We start from the raw sequence: 18,305 nt of genomic DNA, 5'->3' as shown, positions 1-18,305 counted from the left end.
ATTTAAGCGACAGCCTTTTTTTACTTCACCAATCGCATTTCTCTCGAAGGCCGGTAACCAAAATACGAGCTGTAGCATTTGCTGAAATGGCTCGGTGAAACAAAGCCGCATGCGACCAGCACATCAACCTGAGACAGCTCTGTGTGCTGAAGCAACCGCCGTGCCTCGGTAATGCGTAATTCCAGGTAATACCGTTGCGGTGTGGTACCCAGTTGTTCTTTGAACAAGCGCTCTATTTGTCGGCGGGAACGTCCGGCATAGACCGCCAGTTGGTCCATTTGCAACGGCTCTTCAAGGTTGGCGTCCATCAGCTTGACCACCTCTTTAAGGGGGGCGCTCAACGAGATGTTCTGTGTCGGTTTGATACGCCGATACCGCGACTCTTCGAAAGACAGAATGTCTTCGATGCCCTCGACAAGCGCCTTGCCGTGCAGCCCTTTGATCCACTCGAGGGCCATATGAAAAGCACCCGCCGGACTCGAAGCCGTGAGCCGGTCTCGATCCATGACAAATGCTTCACTGGTGACATGCGTGACTTTTGAAATTTCTGCGAGCGCGGGTCGGTGTTCGGGATGAATCGCACAACGGTACCCTTCCAACAAACCTGACACGCCCAAAAACCATGCCCCATTCCAAAGCCCGGCCAGTGTGATACCCAGTTCCGATGCCGTTTTGAGGATGCTGATCAGCTCGTGATTGACTTTGAGTTCTGTGCGATAGCCGCCGCATATGACCAACAAATTAAGGTGTTTGAGTGCTGCAACCTCCAACCTCGCATCCGGTCGAATGACCAGGCCAAGGTCGCTGTTGACCTCTCCGTCCTGCAACCCGAAGGTTCGTGAAGAGAACAACGTGGGACGCAAGAGGTTGGCAGTGACAATCGTATCGAGCGCTTGTGTAAATGCAGGCAGCGAGAAGTGCTCGAGCAGTAAAAATCCTGCCCGGGCATGAGCTGTCGGCTCACTCCGAGTCTCTTCCAGATAGCGCAGGTTTTTACCTTTCATACACCCGCTGAAATCTCGTCGTTCGATCACTTTAAGCCTCGCTTCTTTACACTGACGAACGCAGCCATTGTGCAAACCACGGTTGAATCTGCGCATCCGAAGAATCAACCGTTGGCGCCGTGACCAAACTCTTTATGCGAGCTGGAACCCGTGGGCTAGAGGGTCTTTGTCATCAACGAAAATGGTGTTGTGACCTATCACTTCAGCCCAGCCGCTGACACTTGGATTCATGCCGTCAAAGGTTCCGACTTTTACCGACGCTTCAACTTTTCCTTCGTAGATCGTACCGATCAGACTTTCGAGTCGATAAACGTCGCCGACGTTCAGCCGCCCCTTTCCGAAGAGCTGAGCCATCCGGGCCGAGGTACCGGTACCGCCGGGAGAACGATCAATAGCTTTATCGCCGTAGAACACGGCACAGCGTCCATGCACGGTTCTGCTCTGTGGTTTGTCACACCAGATGATGTGATGGACACCACTGATTCTGCTGTTCTCTGGATGCACAGGGTCACAAATGGCCGAGAGCGCTGCGCGCAGCTTCTGGCTCAACCCCACGATGTCAGCCGTCGTCTGCCCTTCGAATCCAGTCCAGCACTCCTGTGGTTCGACCACCGCGTAGAAATTCCCGCCGTAGGCGATGTCCACCGTTAACGTACCAATACCGGGTACTTCCACCACCACATCGGCGCTGTGCAGGTAGCTGGATACGTTGAACAAGCGAATCGACTCAACAAATTCGCCGCCCAGGGTGTATTCGACATCGACACGCCCCGCCGGTGTTTCAATGGCCAGTTTTCCCGGCTCACGAGGTGTCACCAAGCCTTCTTCAATGACCACGGTCGATAACCCGATGGTGCCCGCTCCACACATCGGCAGGCAGCCGCTGACTTCGATAAACAACGCACCGAAGTCGCAGTCATCACGTACCGATGGATAGATAATGACGCCGGACATGATGTCGTGCCCCCGGGGCTCGAACATCAATGCGGTGCGCACCCAGTCGTGGTCACGCACGAATATATCGCGCCGCTCCGCCATCGATACGGAGGGCATCAGCGGTGCTCCGCCCGCTACAACCCGAACCGGGTTGCCACACGCGTGCGAATCAATGCAAAAAAAGCTGCGTCTCATACTGATGCTCTTTCAAAGGAGTTTGCTGGGAGAGTGACGCTGCAACGCGCCCCGTGACAGTCGATCCAACAGCAGCGCAATAGCGACAATGGCCAGGCCCGCTCGAAGCCCCAGGCCCATCTCCATCCTGGAGAGGCCACGGGTGACTTCAGCCCCCAGACCGCCTGCCCCCACCAGACCGGCCAGCACCACCATCGCCAGCGACATGAGGATGCATTGGTTCAGGCCTACCAACAGCGTGGGTGCAGCCGTTGGCAGTTCAATTTTGAACAGAATGTCTTTAGGTGAAGCACCGGATGCCTGGCCCAACTCAAGGAGATCCTTGGGTAACTGCTTGAAGGCAAGGGTCGTCAATCTGAGCATCGGCGGGATGCCGTAAACAATCGTTGCAATGATCGCGGGCACCCGTCCCAAGCTGAACAGCATCACGGCAGGGATCAGGTAAACCCAGGGCGGCACGGTTTGCATGATGTTCAGAATCGGCAGCAACGCTTCATCTACACGCTTCACCCGGGCAGCCAGAACCCCCAGCGGGAAAGCAATGGCCACCGAGATCAGGACCGCCACACTGACGAGCGCGATCGTCTGGATGGACGCGATCCACAGGCCCGCGAACAAACAGAACGCCAACATCACCGCAGCGAAAACAGCGACCCGCTTATTGGCAAAAAAGAACGCCGCGACGACGACAATACCGATGAATAAATACGGGTGGGGAGTAAGCAGCGCTCCCTCCACTGCACCGAGTACCGCCTCAACGACCTGACTGATCCCTTTGAACAAGCCATGTAAATTCGTGTTCAGCCAATCCACGGCAGGCGCCAGGTAATCGCCTGGAGAAAATTGAATGTGCGTTGTCATTGAGATGCCCTCACCCGCGACTGTGCAGCGCTCTGCGCCAGACGATCCAGAATCATGGTCAGAATGACGATAGCGATGGCTGCGTTGATCGACTTGGCGATATCCAAAGTACGAACGGACCCGTAAATCGCCTCGCCCAAACCGCCCGAACCCACAATGCCGGCAATGACAACCATACCGAATGCCATCATCAGGCTTTGGTTAACGCCGGCCATGATGCTGGGCATGGCGAACGGTAAGCGGATCTTGAAAAACATCTGCATACCCGTCACGCCGCTGGCATCTCCCAACTCGATGAACTCCTTGGGCGTCATGCGAATCCCCAGGGAAGTCAGTCGTAGAGCTGGGGGAAGCGCGACGATAAAAGTCGCCAACAGCGCCGTGGCGGGGCCGTAGCCGAGTAGCGCAATGGCCGGTAGCAGGTAGATGTAGGGCGGCATCGTCTGGATCAAATCCAGACAAGGATCAACCACACGATCAAAAGCCGGCGCCAGACCCGCGACGACTCCCAGCGGAATGGCGACCGCCAGTGCCAACACAGTCGCAGTGAGCACCAGTGCAAGCGTACTGACTGTCTCTGGCCACAAACCGATGAGGTCGCACAGCAACAATGCCAGACCTGAGAGAATCGCGAAGCGCACGCCGACCACACGCCAGCCAATCAACGCCAGGACAATCGCCACGACGTAATGCGCTGGATAAGCGATACACCACAGCACGCCTTGGTAAAGGCCATTGAGCACCGCATTGACGGCATCGAACACGAACTCGCCATTATCTGAAAGCCATTCCAGCCCCGTATCAATGGATGCATCGAACTGACTGGAAAAATCCGGCGTACTCATGCGCACGCCCCCATTGCATTGGCAGTTGCTATGGGCGCCAATTCATTGGGAATACCTTGCACGCCCCGCAGCAGATCACGAGGGGTAACGATCCCCACCACCGTTCCGCTATCGACAACGGCAAGCGCATCGCGCTCGGACTTCATCGTCAATCCGATCAGCTCATTGATATCGGCATCAGGCGAAGTTTTGGTGAGCCTGGAGATGTCGCATGTCGGGTGTGCTGCCTTGTAGGCCTGGACCGACGTCATGACCGAGTGAGCCTTCACCAGATGCAGTCGGGAAATGCCGGCAACAAATTCCGCCACGTAATCGTCAGCGGGATTTAGCACGATCTCCTCGGCGGTGCCGACCTGAATGATGGCGCCATCCTTCATGATCGCAATGCGATCACCAATGCGGATGGCCTCGTCCAGGTCGTGTGTAATAAACACCGCGGACTTGCCCAGTTCCTTGGTCAGTTGACGGAACTCATCCTGCAACTGTCGGCGAATCAGCGGATCAAGCGCGCTGAACGGCTCATCCATCAAAATCACTTCTGGATCGGCAGTCAGTGCACGTGCCAGCCCGACCCGTTGTTGCATGCCCCCGGACAGCTCGCTGGGATAACGCGAAGTCCACTCGCTCAATCCAACCTTCGCCAACGCCTGCTCGGCCACTTTGTAACGTTCAGCCTTGCCCACACCCTGCACTTCCAGGCCAAACGCGGTGTTCTCAAGAACCGTACGGTTAGGCAGCAAGGCAACGCTTTGAAAGACCATACCGATGTGACGCGCCCTCACCTCTCGCAACTGTGCCGGCGACAGGGATGAAACGTCTTTGCCTTTGACCAGCACCTTCCCCGAGCTAGGGGTGATCAGCTTGTTCAGCAACCTGATAAGGGTGGATTTGCCACTGCCGGACAAACCCATGATGCAAAAAATTTCCCCCCGGCGAACCTGGAGACTGACATCGGAAACCCCGACCACGCAGCCGTAGTTTTGCAGGATCTGGGTCTTTGAAAGACCCTGCTGGACAACCGCATCCATGGCTGCCGGTGCATTTTTACCGAAGATTTTCCAAACCGACTGGCAATCTACCAGCACTTCGTCAGTATTAATTGTGGCCATTGTCATTTCGCAATCCATCGAACCAGTTGTTTGCTGGTTTCTTTAATTAATCAAAGGGCGGCAGTGGCAAACAAACACAACTTAATAGTTCTTGATATTTCCCCAACGATTTACAAGATCGGTATGACTATCAATCCAACCCTTGATAGCCTCGTCCATGGTCTTGCCATCCTTGACTTCAGCATTCATCGCGGTGATGTCCGTGATAGGCACATAAACGCTGGCCATTAGTTCACGCGCACGCGGATTGGCTTCAGCGAAGCCTTTGTGTCCGATCCAGTAATAACCCTGCAATGGCGGGAAGACCCCTTTTGGATCTTTCAAGAATTTAAGATCAAATTTCTTGGTCATCCACGATGGATCCCAGACGGTTACAGCCACCCATTCTTTGCGGTCGACTGCCGACTTTAAAGCTGCGGTCATGGCGGAAGTACTGCCTTCGACCAGCTTGAGCTTGATGTCGTAAGCTTTGACAACGTTGTTCGCGTCACTCATCAAACCTGAACCAGGCTCGATGCCTATGATTCTGTTCCCCAGTTTGTCCGCGTTTGCATTCAGCTGTTCGATGGAGTCGATGTCCACGTAACTGGGTACTGCCATGCCCTGATAAAGACCATAGGAGACCGGTGACAGCTTCTCGATTTTGTTTTTATTCTTTTTCCAGTAATCGGCTGCAGCGTAATCAGTCTGGGATGCCAACACTTGAATATCCCCTTTGCTGAGTGCAGCGTAGGCGATACCCCACTCGGAAAACTCCACCACTTTTACGGTATATCCAGCGTTCTCGAGTACCTTCTTGGTAATGCCGGTGATAGGCACCAAGTCCTCCCAAGACATGGTGCCCATTACTATGTTTTTTTCTTCAGCGTGTGCCTGCAAACTCATCATGCCCACAAGCGCGAGCGCGCAGAATGCCTTCCAGATATTTCGCATGGATTATTCCGTTCTTATTAGTGACTTGTTAAACGGCCTTTATTGGAAAAGCCGACAACTTAAATTTGTTAACCTTCTCGCCCGGCCCAAAACTCATGCCAGCGAATAACCGAACTGACGCCCAGTTTCGTTATTATCTTGGGTGGTAGCTTGCTGGGGCCTGGTGCGTGACTGAAGCTATCGAGAAACTCCGAAGGCGTGCCCGATGCCAACTCCGCAGCCATCACACCTGCCAGGGTACTTTTCACAGTACCCAGTCCATTTTCGCAGCAAGCCGAGTACAGGTTTTCTTCAATCTCGCCAAATGCAGCGGCGCTGTTACGACTTAGGCACAGGCGGCCGGCCCAACTGAATTCCAATGCAGTGGATTTCAACTCGGGAAAGCGCGCATCCAGGGAATGTCGCTGTTCTTTGGCCACTGCAGCTACACGCTCTGGAGTAACCTGGATACTCGGGTCATAGGTGAACTTTGTCCGAATGACAATTCGCGAGAGACCGTCTGAAGAGATCTTGCGAACGGTCGCTCCCATTGGGTCCGCTGGCAGCAAAGCCCACTTGGCTTTGCCCGTCACCTCTTTCCTGAATGCATCTTCACTGTACGCTGCCGTCATGGAGGCGTAAGTGAAGACGTGCAGCAGGCGTCCTTGATAATGGCCAAAGTCTTCTATGTGGCCGTTAACCCCCAAGATGACTTTGGGAGCGTGCACCGTCCCGTTATGAGATCGAGCGCTCCAACCGCGTCCCTGCTTGGTCAATTCAATAATGGGAGAGCGTTCGAACAGCGTGATTTTCCCTTCGAGCCCTGCTGCCAGGTCTCGGATGTATTGCGCGGGTTGAATCATCACTGCGCCGGGCGTGTAGATCCCACCGTTGTAGTAGGTGGACCCGGTGATTTCGCGCATTTGCGCGGCATCAAACATCTCGAACTTCTCGCCAATGCGCTCAAGGGATTTGGCGTAATTGACGTTCAGCTTCAATCCCCGCTCAGTGGCGGCCGCGTTGATCTTCCCTGAAGGGTCGAAGGTGTCGGCAGACATGCCGTACTCCCGCGCGGCTTCAGCGGCAAAAGCAATCGCAAAACGATTTTGCGTGATTTCCAGTGCCGTTGCAGACTCGCTCGCCACGGAGTATTCGCCGGACGACAGACTGTGCGGCACATCAATCATGAAACCAGAGTTTCTGCCCGCCGGCCCCTTGGCGACTTCATGAGCATCGACCACAACAATGCTGTCACCCGGGTGTAACTGTGAAAGTCTGCGAGCGGCGGACAGGCCGGCAAAACCGGCACCGATAATCAGCCAATCCGCCGTCACATTTCCATCAAGCATGCGGACAGGCGCAGTGCGTGCGGAAATCGCCTCCCAACCTGAAACCCCGGTGTCTACCGGCAGGCGCTTGATGGTATGGGTGCTCATTTTTCGGTCTCTTCGTCCGACCGATCAGACACATCGATCCAGATTGTTTTGATTTCGGTGTATTGGTCATGGGCGAAGATGGATTTGTCCCGACCACCGAAGCCTGACTCCTTGTAGCCACCGAATGGTGTCGATGCGTCACCCTCGCCAAAGCAGTTGACGGTGACGATGCCCGCGCGAATTTCCCGCGACAACTTGATCGCGCGACGCAAGCTGGCGGTGTAAACCGAGGCCGCCAGGCCGTATACCGTGTCATTGGCCAGCGCAATGGCTTCGGAGATCGTGTTGAACGTGGTGACCGAAAGGATTGGGCCGAAGATCTCTTCCTGGAACAACCGGCTATTCCGATCCACACCGTCTATCACCGTCGGTTCTACGAAGGCACCGTCTTTGGTTGCGCCGCCATACACGACTGCAAGCTTCCCGGCGGTGGCGTGCTCAAGGTACGACTTCACTTTTGCGAAATGCTCTGGGCTGACCAGCGACCCTACGCGGTTCTGCGGATCGAGTGGGTCACCCATCTTCCATTCGCGGATGTAGGCGCCCATTCGCTCCAGCAGTTCGTCTTTAACCGACGCATGGACGATCAGACGTGAAGTCGCGGAGCAGTTTTCGCCCATGTTCCAGAACGCGCCATTGACGACATGCTGAGCGACGAGATCCAGGTCTTGGGCATCGTCCATCACCACGGCCGGATTTTTTCCGCCGCACTCAAGGACGATGCGTTTCAGGTTCGAATCGGCGGCGTAATGCAGGAAACGGCGGCCGGTCGCGGTGGATCCGGTGAAGCTGACCATGTCGACATCGTTATGCAAACCGATTGGCTCACCAACGTCTTTGCCCGTGCCGGTGACAATGTTAAGGACACCAGCGGGTATACCGGCTTCAAACGCCAACTGAGCGACACGCAACGTGGTCAGCGAGGTTTGTTCTGCGGGTTTGACGATGACCGAACAGCCCGCAGCGAGCGCCGGGCCGATTTTCCAGGCCAGCATCAGCAGTGGGAAGTTCCAGGGCAATACGCAGCCCACCACGCCGATCGGCTCCCGGACCACCATGGTCAGCGCGTCGCTGCCAACCGGTGCTGTGTTGTCATAAATCTTGTCAATCAGTTCTGCGTGCCAGCGGATCGTGTGGATGGTGTCCGGGATGTCGACCAACTGACATTCACTGACCGGTTTACCGCTATCGAGACTTTCGAGGACGGCCAGTTCGTATTGATGGCTTTCAAGCAGGTTTGCAAACTTCAACAGAACCGCTTTGCGCTCTCGAGGAGAAATAGATCTCCAGCGTCCATCCTCAAAGGCCTCCTTGGCATTGCTCACCGCGAAGTCGACATCATCGGACGAACAAGCTGCGACGTCGGTCAAAAAGTCACCGGTCGCCGGATTGTTCGTGGCAAAGGTTTTGCCAGAGATCGCGGGTTTAAACGCGCCATTAATGAACGCCTTCGATGGCAACGAAATGTCTTTGGCCAGAGCGGCATACTCGGCCTTGCTCAGAAGATCACCCATGGCTGGCTCCCGAAGAAATGTTGGCTACGTTACGTTTGAGTTCAGTAATGACCGACGCGAAACTCTGCTTTTCGTCCGCTTCAAGTGGCTGCAATGGCAGGCGCACGTTACCGACTTTCAATCCCGCAACTTCGCAGCCGTACTTGATCGACTGCACGAACTTGCCACCGTCCAAAGCATTCATCAGCGGCATCATCGCCGACATGATTTGACGGCCTTTGTCGAAGTTCTTTTCGATCACGCAGGCTTCATAAAGCGCAACGTGTTCCTTGGGCAGGAAGTTGGAGCCTGCGCACACCCAACTGCGAGCGCCCCAGGCAAAAAACTCGAGGGCCTGGTCGTCCCATCCGCAGGACAAGGCGATGTTCGGGAACTGCCGGGCCAGCATATGCACCTGGCCCATGTCGCCAGAACTTTCCTTGATGGCGACGACGTTTTTCGATTGGCTGACACGCGTGAAATACTCTTCATCCATCGAAACGCACATACGCCCCGGATAGTTGTAAAGCATGATGGGTAAATCCGCTGCGCGATCGATAGTGAGCGCGTGAATCGCGTTTTCCTGTGAGGTTGGCAGCGCGTAAGGCGGGGACGTGACGAGAATGGCGTCCGCTTTGATCGATTTGGCATCCTTGGCGTACTGAACCGCATCTTCGGTACGAATCGCCCCGGTACTGACGATCAGTTGCACCCGAGTGCCGATCACATCTTTGGCGTAGGCCGCCAACTCGGTGCGTTCTTCGGAAGTCTGCGCATAATACTCGCCGGTCGACCCGCCGATAATAATGCCGTGCACCTTCGCCTCAATCAGCGACTCCAAAACTTCCGAATACACATTCCAGTCAATCTCCCCGTCCGAGTTATAAGGAGTTACTGCTGGCGTATAAATACCTTCAAATTTCAAGATAAATGCTCCGAATGCGAGTTAGGTGGAAGATAAACGAGCGCGTCAGCTTTGATGCCTTGAGGCGCGATAAAAATCTCCATGTTTTCACGGGACAGTTCCCAATGCTCAAACACGAGATCAACTACGGCACTTTCATCACGCCGTTCAATGGCTTCAATAAAAGCGTCATGATGTCCGGCAGATTGCTCGAGTCGTTTCTCCATGCCCCTGTTTTGAGGGCGAAAAAACGTATCTCTCGAATATCTATATAACCTTCGCCAGCCAAACGTCTGAACACCTCCAGAGGTTGTTTTGCCGACTAGCACGGTTAACTGTTGAATCCAGACTGGCATGGGCCAAGAAGACGGTCAATAGAGTGTATTTCCAGCGTATACATTTCTAGAGGGGTGCTTTACTCGTCCTGAAAAATATTTTTCCCTTTATTTTCAACGATTTAAAATTTCCTCATCGGGGCCGCGACGTCAATTGATAACATTTGTTTATGCATTGATAAGAGTAAATGTTTCTTGTTGATACATGATTGCCATCGTAGCCTTACAACAGCGATATTCTACCGACGAATTGGATAAGAGAATTTCTCGTACATTCGTTCCATTAGTTGGAATTTATTTGCACTGGCTCGAATAAGGAGCTGTAGAAAAACTGCTATTGATGCAAACATCGGCATTACAGGAATGCCTGCATTAGTAAGGACTTGAACGAAATGAGTGCACGGATGGCACCACCATCCAAGAAGGCACATTTTTCGTAAGACGCTTCCTGGACGTGGCAAAACGTTCCGGTTCGCGGATAGAAGCAGCACGGTTTGATGGGCTTGCATCCACAGACGGTACTGCGAACTCAAGACCGTTTGGCCTCACCTCGCTGAGCAGGCTGAACGTGTCGCCCCCTTGGTATTTTGGAGTGTGTTGACCGTGAGCACTAAATCGGCAGTTTCAAATCTAATCGCGCAGCGCAAGCCTGACCACGCGCTGCCAGGTGCCCTTTATAGCGATCCAGACGTTTACAGGCAGGATCTGGAACAGATCTGGCACAAAAGCTGGATCTTCGCAGGGCACACATTTGAGCTGGAGAAGTCGGGTCAGTACCTGTCGCTGCAAATCGGCGATTACCCTGTCGCGGTCGTCCGTGGTGGCGACAAACAGATTCGTGCCTTCCACAACGCCTGCCGCCATCGCGGTTCCAAGGTGTGCCCGGAAGCAAGCGGCAAAGTCGCCAAACTGGTGTGCCCTTACCACAAATGGACATTCGAGCTGGACGGCAGGCTGCTTTTCGCCGGGAACATGGGGGAAGATTTCGACAAGTCTCAGCATGGGTTGAAATCCGTGCATTGTGAGGTCGTCGAAACGTACATCTATGTGTGCGTTGCAGATGTCGCCCCAGACTTTTCGTCGTTCAGAAAATCCGTCACCCCTTTCGTTGCGCCTCATAACCTGGACGACTGCAAAGTCGCGTTTGAGTCGAACATCATCGAGAAAGGTAATTGGAAACTGGTTTTCGAGAACAACCGTGAGTGCTACCACTGCGATTGTACTCACCCGGAATTGATGCACTCATTCGTCGACAACCCGTCAGTGGGTGGCGCCGGCGGCGATGAAGATCTCGAACTCAAAGAGCACTGGGATCGCTGCGAGGCGGCAGGTCTGCCTAGCCGATTGGTCATGGATGATGAAGGTCGTTTCCGAATGACGCGCATCCCCCTGTTCTCGGGGGCCGTCAGCTACACAATGGATGGCAAGCCTGCGGTCGCTGGCCGGTTGGACACGACCGGTGAAGCCAACATCGGTGCGCTGCTTTATTTCAACTACCCATCAACCTGGAACCACTTTTTGGGCGATCACGCGCTGAGCTTCCGCGTTCTGCCCATCGGTCCAGGCGAGACGCTGGTCACTACAAAATGGATCGTCAAAAAAGACGCGCAGGAAGGTGTCGACTACGACATCGATCGCCTGACCAAGGTTTGGCTTGCAACGAATGACCAGGATCGCACCTTGGTTGAAGGGGCACAGGTCGGCGTCAGCTCCCCAGCTTACGAGCCAGGCCCATTGTCGGTGGCCAGCGAAATTGGTGTGTGTCAGTTTGATGATTGGTACTGCAAAACGATGCTTGAACAGCTCAATGACACGATCCCGTTAAGATCTGTCGGCTAAGCGCAACACTGCCGGTGGTGAGAACCACGAATGATCACCACCGGCATCCCCTTCAGTTCTGCTTTGAGAAATACCTGTTGGCTGTCAGCTTCCAGCCCCTTTCAAATAATAAGGATCTTCAGATGCCCGTCATCCGTGTCTCTTGGTTCAATGATAAGACGGACGCCATCAAGGCAGAGGTCGCCGCAGAACTGACAAACGTGCTGGTGCAGAAAACCGGCGTGGACAAGAAATGGGTATACGTAATCTTCGAAGATGTGAAACCAACAGACTGGGCTGTCGCCGGGGAAATTTTCAGTCCTCCTGCTTCGTCCGATTGATTCACACCGTCAAACCTCTCCCCCTCCCCGCAACCCAAGTCACCACTCAGCCACTGGCCGCGCTCCTTTCTACTAAACAGCTCAGGAAAACTGGGCCAGAATCCAGTCGCGTAGCCGGCAACAGGCGTCGTCATTGATCCGGTCTTCACGAAATGTCAGATAGTGCTGACTTTCATGGAGAACCACTTCCTCTTCGATCGGCCGAATCAGCGTGCCGTTTTCGATCAGGTTTGCAACCAGGTGATTCCATCCCAGCGCTACGCCCTGATGGGTCAACACCATGCTGATTACCAGGTTGTAGTCATTCGCGTTGAAAACGTGAGGGCTGTCGTGGGGGCGTTTCTCGATATCAACATCGTGATAAGCCAGCCAAACGCCCCAGTCAACGTGCTCCGCTACCTGGGATCTGCCATAGGGGCTGAGATTGAGCAAAACCCCGTCGCGTAATCCTTCCAGGCTGGACAGCTCAGGGTGCTCCGCTTTGTAACGAGGTGTGCACACCGGGTAGATGACGTCATGAAACAACGGATAACTGCGGTAGCCATCCTGAATCCTGGCCATTTTGGTGATGAAGATGTCCGGAGTTACACCCGGCTCCATCGACAAAAAGTTTTGAGTAGTTACCAGATTGAGGTCGATGTCTGCGTTCTTGGTAAAAAACCCCGGCAGTTTCGCTGCGAGCCAGAGGGCTGAAAACGCGGGAGAACAGCAAAGCGTCAACGTGCGCTTGCCTGCATTGTTGGTGCGAATGCGCTCCGCCGCTTGGGAAATGTTGACGAAAGATATCTGTGCCGCATCAAAAAAGATGGATCCGGCTTCCGTCAACTCGACTGCTCGCCCCACCCTCTTGAAGAGATCCACCCCAAGGTACGCCTCAAGCTCCCGAATCTGACGGCTGATTGCCGCTTGAGTAACGCACAGCGCTTCAGCCGCACGCGTAAAGCTCTGATATTTGGCGGCGGCTACGAATGACTTCACTGCTTTCAGAGACGGCATTTTCAGCAGCGTCATGTCTGGATCGATGTGCTTAACCATAACCTAGAGTATTGAATATCCGGTTCGGGGCCCTTTGGAGGGCCGTTAGGGACGAGATCGGCGGGAGGATTCCACCTAGAGCTTATGCTGGAGCGTAGCTGAAACACAGGGTCTAAGACAGGGCCAGTGGCAGTCGTCTTCGCAACTAGCACTGCCGCAGTCGCAAATTGACATAATCAAATGATTGATAACATCACGTTATTGATTGGCTGGAAGAAATGTTGTTAGACGCTGACTCTATTAGGTAATAACTTGGCTCTCAAGGAACTGCTTAATTCAGCGCCGATAAAACAAAAATAATAAACATCCATAATAAAGAGGATGGTCACAATGACTAATTCCCAACCTTTCTCCCAGCTTGACTGCCCCCACAAGCACCGCCTTAACTGATCAAGATACGTACACCTAAATTCTTGATCTTACGTCGTAATTGCAGCAGGAGGGGTTATGAGTCTTGGTGACGAGATACTCTCGGTAAAAAACATTTACAAAGTCTTTGGTGCTCAGCCAAAGCTCGCGATGGAGATGCTGGCTCGCGGTGCTGACAAGAATGAAATTTTCAGCAAAACCGGTCAAGTCGTTGGCGTTTTTGATGCCAGTTTCTCCGTAAAACGTGGAGAGATCTTTGTCATCATGGGGCTTTCCGGTTCCGGGAAGTCGACGATGGTCCGGTTGTTCAATCGACTGATCGAACCGACCTCCGGAACAATCCATCTCAACGGCCAGGAAATCACCGGTCTGTCGGATGCTGATCTTCTCAGCGTTCGTCGCAAAGACATGAGCATGGTGTTTCAGTCGTTTGCCCTGATGCCCCACATGAGTGTGATCGACAACGTTGCTTTCGGCCTGGAAATCTCGGGTGTCGAGGAAAGTGAACGGCATAAACGTGCACTCGAGGCACTCAAACAGGTGGGGCTCGATGGCCACGCCTACAGCTATCCGCACCAACTGTCCGGCGGTATGCAACAGCGGGTAGGCCTGGCCCGAGCGCTGGCCAACGACCCCGCCATCCTGCTGATGGACGAAGCCTTCTCGGCACTCGACCCGCTGATTCGCCACGAAATGCAGGGCGAACTGATCCGCCTGCAGGCAGAACAGCATCGCACCATCATCTTCATCTCCCATGACATTGACGAGGCGATTCGCATCGGCCATCGCATTGCGATCATGGAGGGTGGCCGGGTAGTTCAGATCGGTACCCCGCAAGAGCTGCTTTGCAACCCCGCGAACGATTACGTCAGAGCTTTCTTTAAAGGCTTTGATGCCTCGAAGATCCTCAAGGCGGGTGATGTTGCCAAAATTTGCGCAGAGCATCCGTACGCCATGGATCAATCCACTCCTACGCTGCGCGACGATGTACTCCTGCAGGACGTCTTTCACATCGTTGCTGATGCCGTTAATCCAGTTGCCGTGCTGGATCGCCAGGGTGTGTTCAAAGGCACGATCTCCAAGAGCCTACTGCTTCAGACAATGAGCCGACACTAATAGGCTCTATTTGCTGGCTTGCCAGGCTCGGACATTCAGGTGATGACATGAACGAATTCAATTTTCTAGACCCATTTCAATCCATCAACGTCCCTTTGGGCCAATGGGTAGAAGTTGCCCTGAACTTTCTGGTTCATAATTTCCGCGAGGTTTTCCGATCGATAAGATGGCCAATCGACCAGGTACTTAATGGCATTCAGTTCGGCTTGTTGGCTATTCCTCCTTCAATATTCATTATTATTGCAACGCTCTTCGGCTGGCAGGTAGGAGGGAAAAAGATAGGAATACTTTGTTTCGTCACCCTCACCCTCTTAGGAGTGATCGGCGTATGGAATGACGCCATGATCACCCTCGCCCTGGTGCTCACTTCACTGTTTTTCTGTGCAGTTATCGGCATACCGCTGGGTGTCCTGTGTGCCCGTAGTGACCGACTGGAGATGCTTCTACGTCCGGTACTCGACGCCATGCAAACGCTGCCTGCGTTCGTATATCTGGTACCCGTCGTGATGCTGTTCGGTATCGGCAACGTACCGGGTGTACTGGTCACGATCATCTTTTCGGTAGCACCACTGGTCAGGCTCACCAACCTGGGCATTCGCCAGGTACCGGAAGACAAGGTTGAGGCGGCCCGTGCTTTCGGATGCACCCCACGCCAGATGCTGAGGCGGGTTCAACTTCCTCTAGCTGCACCGACGATCATGGCAGGTCTGAATCAGGCATTAATGTTGTCACTTTCCATGGTGGTGATCGCATCAATGATTTCGGTTGGCGGGTTGGGAATGATGGTACTTCGCGGGATTGGCCGCCTTGATATGGGCCTGGCAACCGTCGGTGGATTGGGGCTGGTGTTGCTGGCGATTTTCCTCGACCGACTGACCCAGGCAATGGGCGAACGCAGTAACAGGGCAACCAAAGGTGAGCACTGGTACCAGACAGGCCCGGCGGGGGTCATTTATCGCCTGAAGAGAAAAGACACTGTCACGAAAATAGAAGTCAGTCCCAAAGAAAGCTAACTCCGCTAAGCGGCGCGTCGTGAACCAAAAGAAATGCCAACTTCTTAATCCAGCCAAGGCAAACGATAATGAACTTCACAACCTTCGGAATAAAACAGAAATTCATTCACTCTGTGGCGCTTTTAGTACTAGCGGTTTCCCCTGTTTTCGCATCAGCCGCCACGGCTCAGGAGCCCGGAAAAGGGGTATCAATCACCCCAATTTTCCCGTCAATTGCCGAAGAGCGATTTCGCGGAGAGATTGCAATGGCGGGTCTCAAGGAGTTGGGCTACGACGTTGAGACGCCTAAGGAAACCGAATACTCCACCATGATGATTGCGATTGCCAATGGTGACGCTGATTTCTCGGTTCATCTGTGGGAGGAACTACACAAATCTTTCTATGCGAAGGCCGGCGGCGACGAAACGATGGTGAAAACCGGCGCGATTATGCCGGGCGTACTACAGGGCTACATGATCGATAAGAAAACAGCTGACGAGTATCACATCACCTCTCTCGATGATTTGAAAAAGCCAGAAATTGCCAAGCTGTTCGATAGTAATGGCGACGGTAAAGCCGACCTGACAGGTTGCAACCCTGGTTGGGGCTGCGAGCTGGTCATTGCCCACCATATGAAAGCCTATGGCCTGGAAAAGACCGTTTCCAATAACCAGGGCTCCTATTTTGCCCTGATGGCCGACACCATTGCTCGTTACAAAGAAGGCAAGCCGATTCTCTATTACACCTGGGTACCTCAGTGGATCTCCGGTGTTCTGGTCGAAGGTAAAGATGTGGTTTGGTTAACCGTGCCACGTACGGATCTTCCAGGTGGTAAAAACGATACCAACACTACCTTCAATGGCAAAAACCTTGGTTTCGCGGTAGACAGTGTCAGAGCGGTCATCAACAAAGAGTTCGCCGAGAAAAACCCGGCGGCCGTGAAGTTCCTGTCTGAAATGCAGATCTCTACCGACGATGAAAGCGCGCAAAATCTGAAAATGCACAATGGTGAAAAAAGTGCAGCTGACATCACCCGGCACGCCAAAGAATGGATCGCGGCCCATCGCGCGAAATACGACAGCTGGCTGGCAGACGCACGCGCCACTGCTAATACCGCCACCGCAAAAAATTAATCCCTTCTTTTAAGACTGAGTAAAAGGTTGCCCTTCCCCGGGCAACTTTTTATCCGTTTGGACGTTCATCATTCAGGAATCATGAAATGCAGTTGTATTCATTCGTCCAGAATTTCAGTTACAAGGACGCGCCCCTGCATACACGCGAGTTGGTTAAAACTTGCCTGCTCGACATCATTGGTGTGGCCGCCGGTGCTCGCGACAATCAAACCAGCGTGATGCTCAAAACCTACGCTGACACCCACTACTCTGCCAACAAGCTGTCCAGCCGCCTTTGGTTCGACGGCAGAGCCGTACATCCATTGGGCGCGGCGTATGCAGGCGGTTTCTGCGTTGATAGCCTGGATGCACATGAAGGTCACTTCACCTCCAAGGGGCATGCGGGTGCAACCGTTGTCCCGGCCATTGTCGCATTGGTTGACGCGTATCGCAGTCAGGGCAAAGACATCAGCGGCGAGGAATTCCTCAGCGCACTGTGCATTGGTTATGAGACCGCCTTGCGTGCGGGCCAGGCATTAATGGCCACTGCCCCGGAATATCATGCTTCAGGTGCCTTTTCCGGGATCGGGGTCGTTTGCGCCGGTGCCCGCCTGCTGAAGCTTGATGAAACGACATTCCGTCATGCGCTGGGTATCGCGGAATACTTTGGCCCCCGGTGCCCGATGATGCGCCTGGTAAGCTTTCCGACGATGTTGCGTGATGCCCACGGCGCCGGGGCTTATGCCGGACTGAACGCACTACTGATGGCACAGCTCGGTGTCACTGGCGCTCCAGCCGCCACCGTTGAACCTTTGGAGATTTCCACTTTCTGGCAGGACATCGGAACTCGTTGGGAGATCGACGAGCAATATTTCAAACCGTGGCCGGTATGTCGCTGGGCGCAACCGGCGCTCACAGCCATGACCGATTTAATGCGAGCACATCCAGCCATCACTGCTGAGTTGATCGAGACCATTGATGTCGAAACCTTCCACGAGTCTGTGTGCTTGCAGGGGCATTTTCCGAAGAATGCGGACGAGGCCCAGTATGCGCTAGCGTTCCCCTTGGCTGCCTTGATCGTTCGCGGAAAGCTGGGCCCTAAAGAGGTCACCGGGGATTCCATTCATGCGCCAGACATCTTGAGTATCAGCGAGAAAATAACCCTTCATGAGGCGCCTGACCTGTCCGCCAGGTTCCCGGAGGAAATTCTGTCCCGCGTCACGGTTACCCTGAAAGACGGCACGCGTCTTACGAGCCCTACCGCGACGGCCAAGGGCGACCCCGGCAACCCTATGTCGAGTGACGAATTCGCTGCTAAATACCATTTACTGGCTGATGACAGTTTGGGAACCACGCTCAGCAATGCCATCAAAAACAGTGTTGAAGCATTGCCCGGTAGTGATGACTGCCAATCATTCTTTGATTTGTTGCTGTCTGCTCCAAAAACCGCTGCCTGGATTTAGCAACGGTTTTTAGCTATTCGTTCAGGTGT

General features: G+C 53.9%; 17 protein-coding genes. 6 read left to right on the top strand and 11 right to left on the bottom strand.

Features of this window, described 5'->3' with window-relative positions:
• Window positions 1-20 precede the first annotated feature (20 nt).
• The 10 genes from VD17_RS25935 to VD17_RS31870 all read right to left on the bottom strand — a co-directional run bounded on the left by VD17_RS25935 (window position 21) and on the right by VD17_RS31870 (window position 10,051).
• Window positions 21-1,034 carry a GlxA family transcriptional regulator gene (locus VD17_RS25935; RefSeq protein WP_185753228.1) on the bottom strand — a complete coding sequence of 338 codons (1,014 nt, stop codon included), beginning with the start codon at window positions 1,032-1,034 and terminating at the stop codon, window positions 21-23.
• A 102-nt stretch (window positions 1,035-1,136) separates the two neighbouring features.
• A complete protein-coding gene (locus VD17_RS25930) occupies window positions 1,137-2,135 on the bottom strand; it encodes a 4-hydroxyproline epimerase (RefSeq protein WP_046056317.1) in 999 nt (332 codons plus the stop codon).
• 12 nt (window positions 2,136-2,147) lie between these two features.
• Window positions 2,148-2,996, bottom strand: coding sequence for an ABC transporter permease (locus tag VD17_RS25925; RefSeq protein WP_046056316.1), 849 nt, complete (start codon window positions 2,994-2,996; stop codon window positions 2,148-2,150).
• Window positions 2,993-3,841, bottom strand: coding sequence for an ABC transporter permease (locus VD17_RS25920; protein ID WP_046056315.1), 849 nt, complete (start codon window positions 3,839-3,841; stop codon window positions 2,993-2,995). Before VD17_RS25920 ends, VD17_RS25925 begins: the two co-directional genes overlap by 4 nt.
• The gene (locus tag VD17_RS25915) at window positions 3,838-4,956 is read right to left on the bottom strand and encodes a quaternary amine ABC transporter ATP-binding protein (protein WP_046056314.1); all 1,119 of its coding nucleotides are present in this window, start codon (window positions 4,954-4,956) and stop codon (window positions 3,838-3,840) included. The genes VD17_RS25920 and VD17_RS25915 overlap by 4 nt, the downstream gene beginning before the upstream one ends.
• A 75-nt stretch (window positions 4,957-5,031) precedes the next feature.
• On the bottom strand, window positions 5,032-5,883 hold the full coding sequence (locus tag VD17_RS25910) for a glycine betaine ABC transporter substrate-binding protein (RefSeq protein ID WP_046056313.1): 852 nt from the start codon (window positions 5,881-5,883) through the stop codon (window positions 5,032-5,034).
• 68 nt (window positions 5,884-5,951) lie between these two features.
• Window positions 5,952-7,298: an NAD(P)/FAD-dependent oxidoreductase gene (locus VD17_RS25905; protein WP_046056312.1), complete on the bottom strand. Its 1,347-nt coding sequence runs from the start codon at window positions 7,296-7,298 to the stop codon at window positions 5,952-5,954.
• Window positions 7,295-8,812 (bottom strand): aldehyde dehydrogenase, encoded by a 1,518-nt coding sequence (locus VD17_RS25900; RefSeq protein ID WP_046056311.1) that lies wholly within the window; start codon window positions 8,810-8,812, stop codon window positions 7,295-7,297. Before VD17_RS25900 ends, VD17_RS25905 begins: the two co-directional genes overlap by 4 nt.
• Window positions 8,805-9,716, bottom strand: coding sequence for a dihydrodipicolinate synthase family protein (locus tag VD17_RS25895; protein WP_046056310.1), 912 nt, complete (start codon window positions 9,714-9,716; stop codon window positions 8,805-8,807). The genes VD17_RS25900 and VD17_RS25895 overlap by 8 nt, the downstream gene beginning before the upstream one ends.
• Complete coding sequence (locus tag VD17_RS31870) at window positions 9,713-10,051, bottom strand: FCD domain-containing protein (RefSeq protein WP_259674594.1); 339 nt, start codon at window positions 10,049-10,051, stop codon at window positions 9,713-9,715. The genes VD17_RS25895 and VD17_RS31870 overlap by 4 nt, the downstream gene beginning before the upstream one ends.
• Window positions 10,052-10,633: 582 nt before the next feature.
• Here VD17_RS31870 and VD17_RS25885 point away from each other — a divergent pair.
• Together VD17_RS25885 and VD17_RS25880 are read left to right on the top strand one after the other, a co-directional pair.
• Entirely contained in the window at window positions 10,634-11,869 is a 1,236-nt protein-coding gene (locus tag VD17_RS25885) for an aromatic ring-hydroxylating oxygenase subunit alpha (protein WP_046056308.1), read from the top strand.
• Window positions 11,870-11,991: 122 nt separating this feature from the next.
• The gene (locus tag VD17_RS25880; protein ID WP_046056307.1) at window positions 11,992-12,189 is read left to right on the top strand and encodes a tautomerase family protein; all 198 of its coding nucleotides are present in this window, start codon (window positions 11,992-11,994) and stop codon (window positions 12,187-12,189) included.
• 81 nt (window positions 12,190-12,270) lie between these two features.
• On the opposite strand, the gene VD17_RS25875 is transcribed toward VD17_RS25880, so the two are convergent.
• A complete protein-coding gene (locus VD17_RS25875) occupies window positions 12,271-13,224 on the bottom strand; it encodes a LysR family transcriptional regulator (RefSeq protein ID WP_046056306.1) in 954 nt (317 codons plus the stop codon).
• A 447-nt stretch (window positions 13,225-13,671) separates the two neighbouring features.
• Here VD17_RS25875 and VD17_RS25870 point away from each other — a divergent pair, with 447 nt between their 5' ends.
• The 4 genes from VD17_RS25870 (at window position 13,672) to VD17_RS25855 (ending at window position 18,276) form a co-directional block, all read left to right on the top strand.
• Window positions 13,672-14,709, top strand: a complete 1,038-nt coding sequence (locus VD17_RS25870) for a quaternary amine ABC transporter ATP-binding protein (RefSeq protein WP_046056305.1) — start codon at window positions 13,672-13,674, stop codon at window positions 14,707-14,709.
• 47 nt (window positions 14,710-14,756) lie between these two features.
• The gene (gene proW / locus VD17_RS25865) at window positions 14,757-15,722 is read left to right on the top strand and encodes a glycine betaine/L-proline ABC transporter permease ProW (protein ID WP_046056304.1); all 966 of its coding nucleotides are present in this window, start codon (window positions 14,757-14,759) and stop codon (window positions 15,720-15,722) included.
• A 68-nt stretch (window positions 15,723-15,790) separates the two neighbouring features.
• Window positions 15,791-16,834: a glycine betaine/L-proline ABC transporter substrate-binding protein ProX gene (gene proX / locus VD17_RS25860; protein ID WP_185753226.1), complete on the top strand. Its 1,044-nt coding sequence runs from the start codon at window positions 15,791-15,793 to the stop codon at window positions 16,832-16,834.
• Window positions 16,835-16,920: 86 nt separating this feature from the next.
• Window positions 16,921-18,276: an MmgE/PrpD family protein gene (locus VD17_RS25855; protein WP_046056302.1), complete on the top strand. Its 1,356-nt coding sequence runs from the start codon at window positions 16,921-16,923 to the stop codon at window positions 18,274-18,276.
• The last annotated feature ends 29 nt before the right edge of the window (window positions 18,277-18,305 follow it).

Origin of the sequence: Pseudomonas fluorescens, from assembly GCF_000968015.1 — a bacterium.
GTDB lineage: Bacteria > Pseudomonadota > Gammaproteobacteria > Pseudomonadales > Pseudomonadaceae > Aquipseudomonas > Aquipseudomonas fluorescens_W.
The sequence above is the reverse complement of the archived record's forward strand: the minus strand, read 5'-3'. Positions and strand labels throughout refer to the sequence as shown.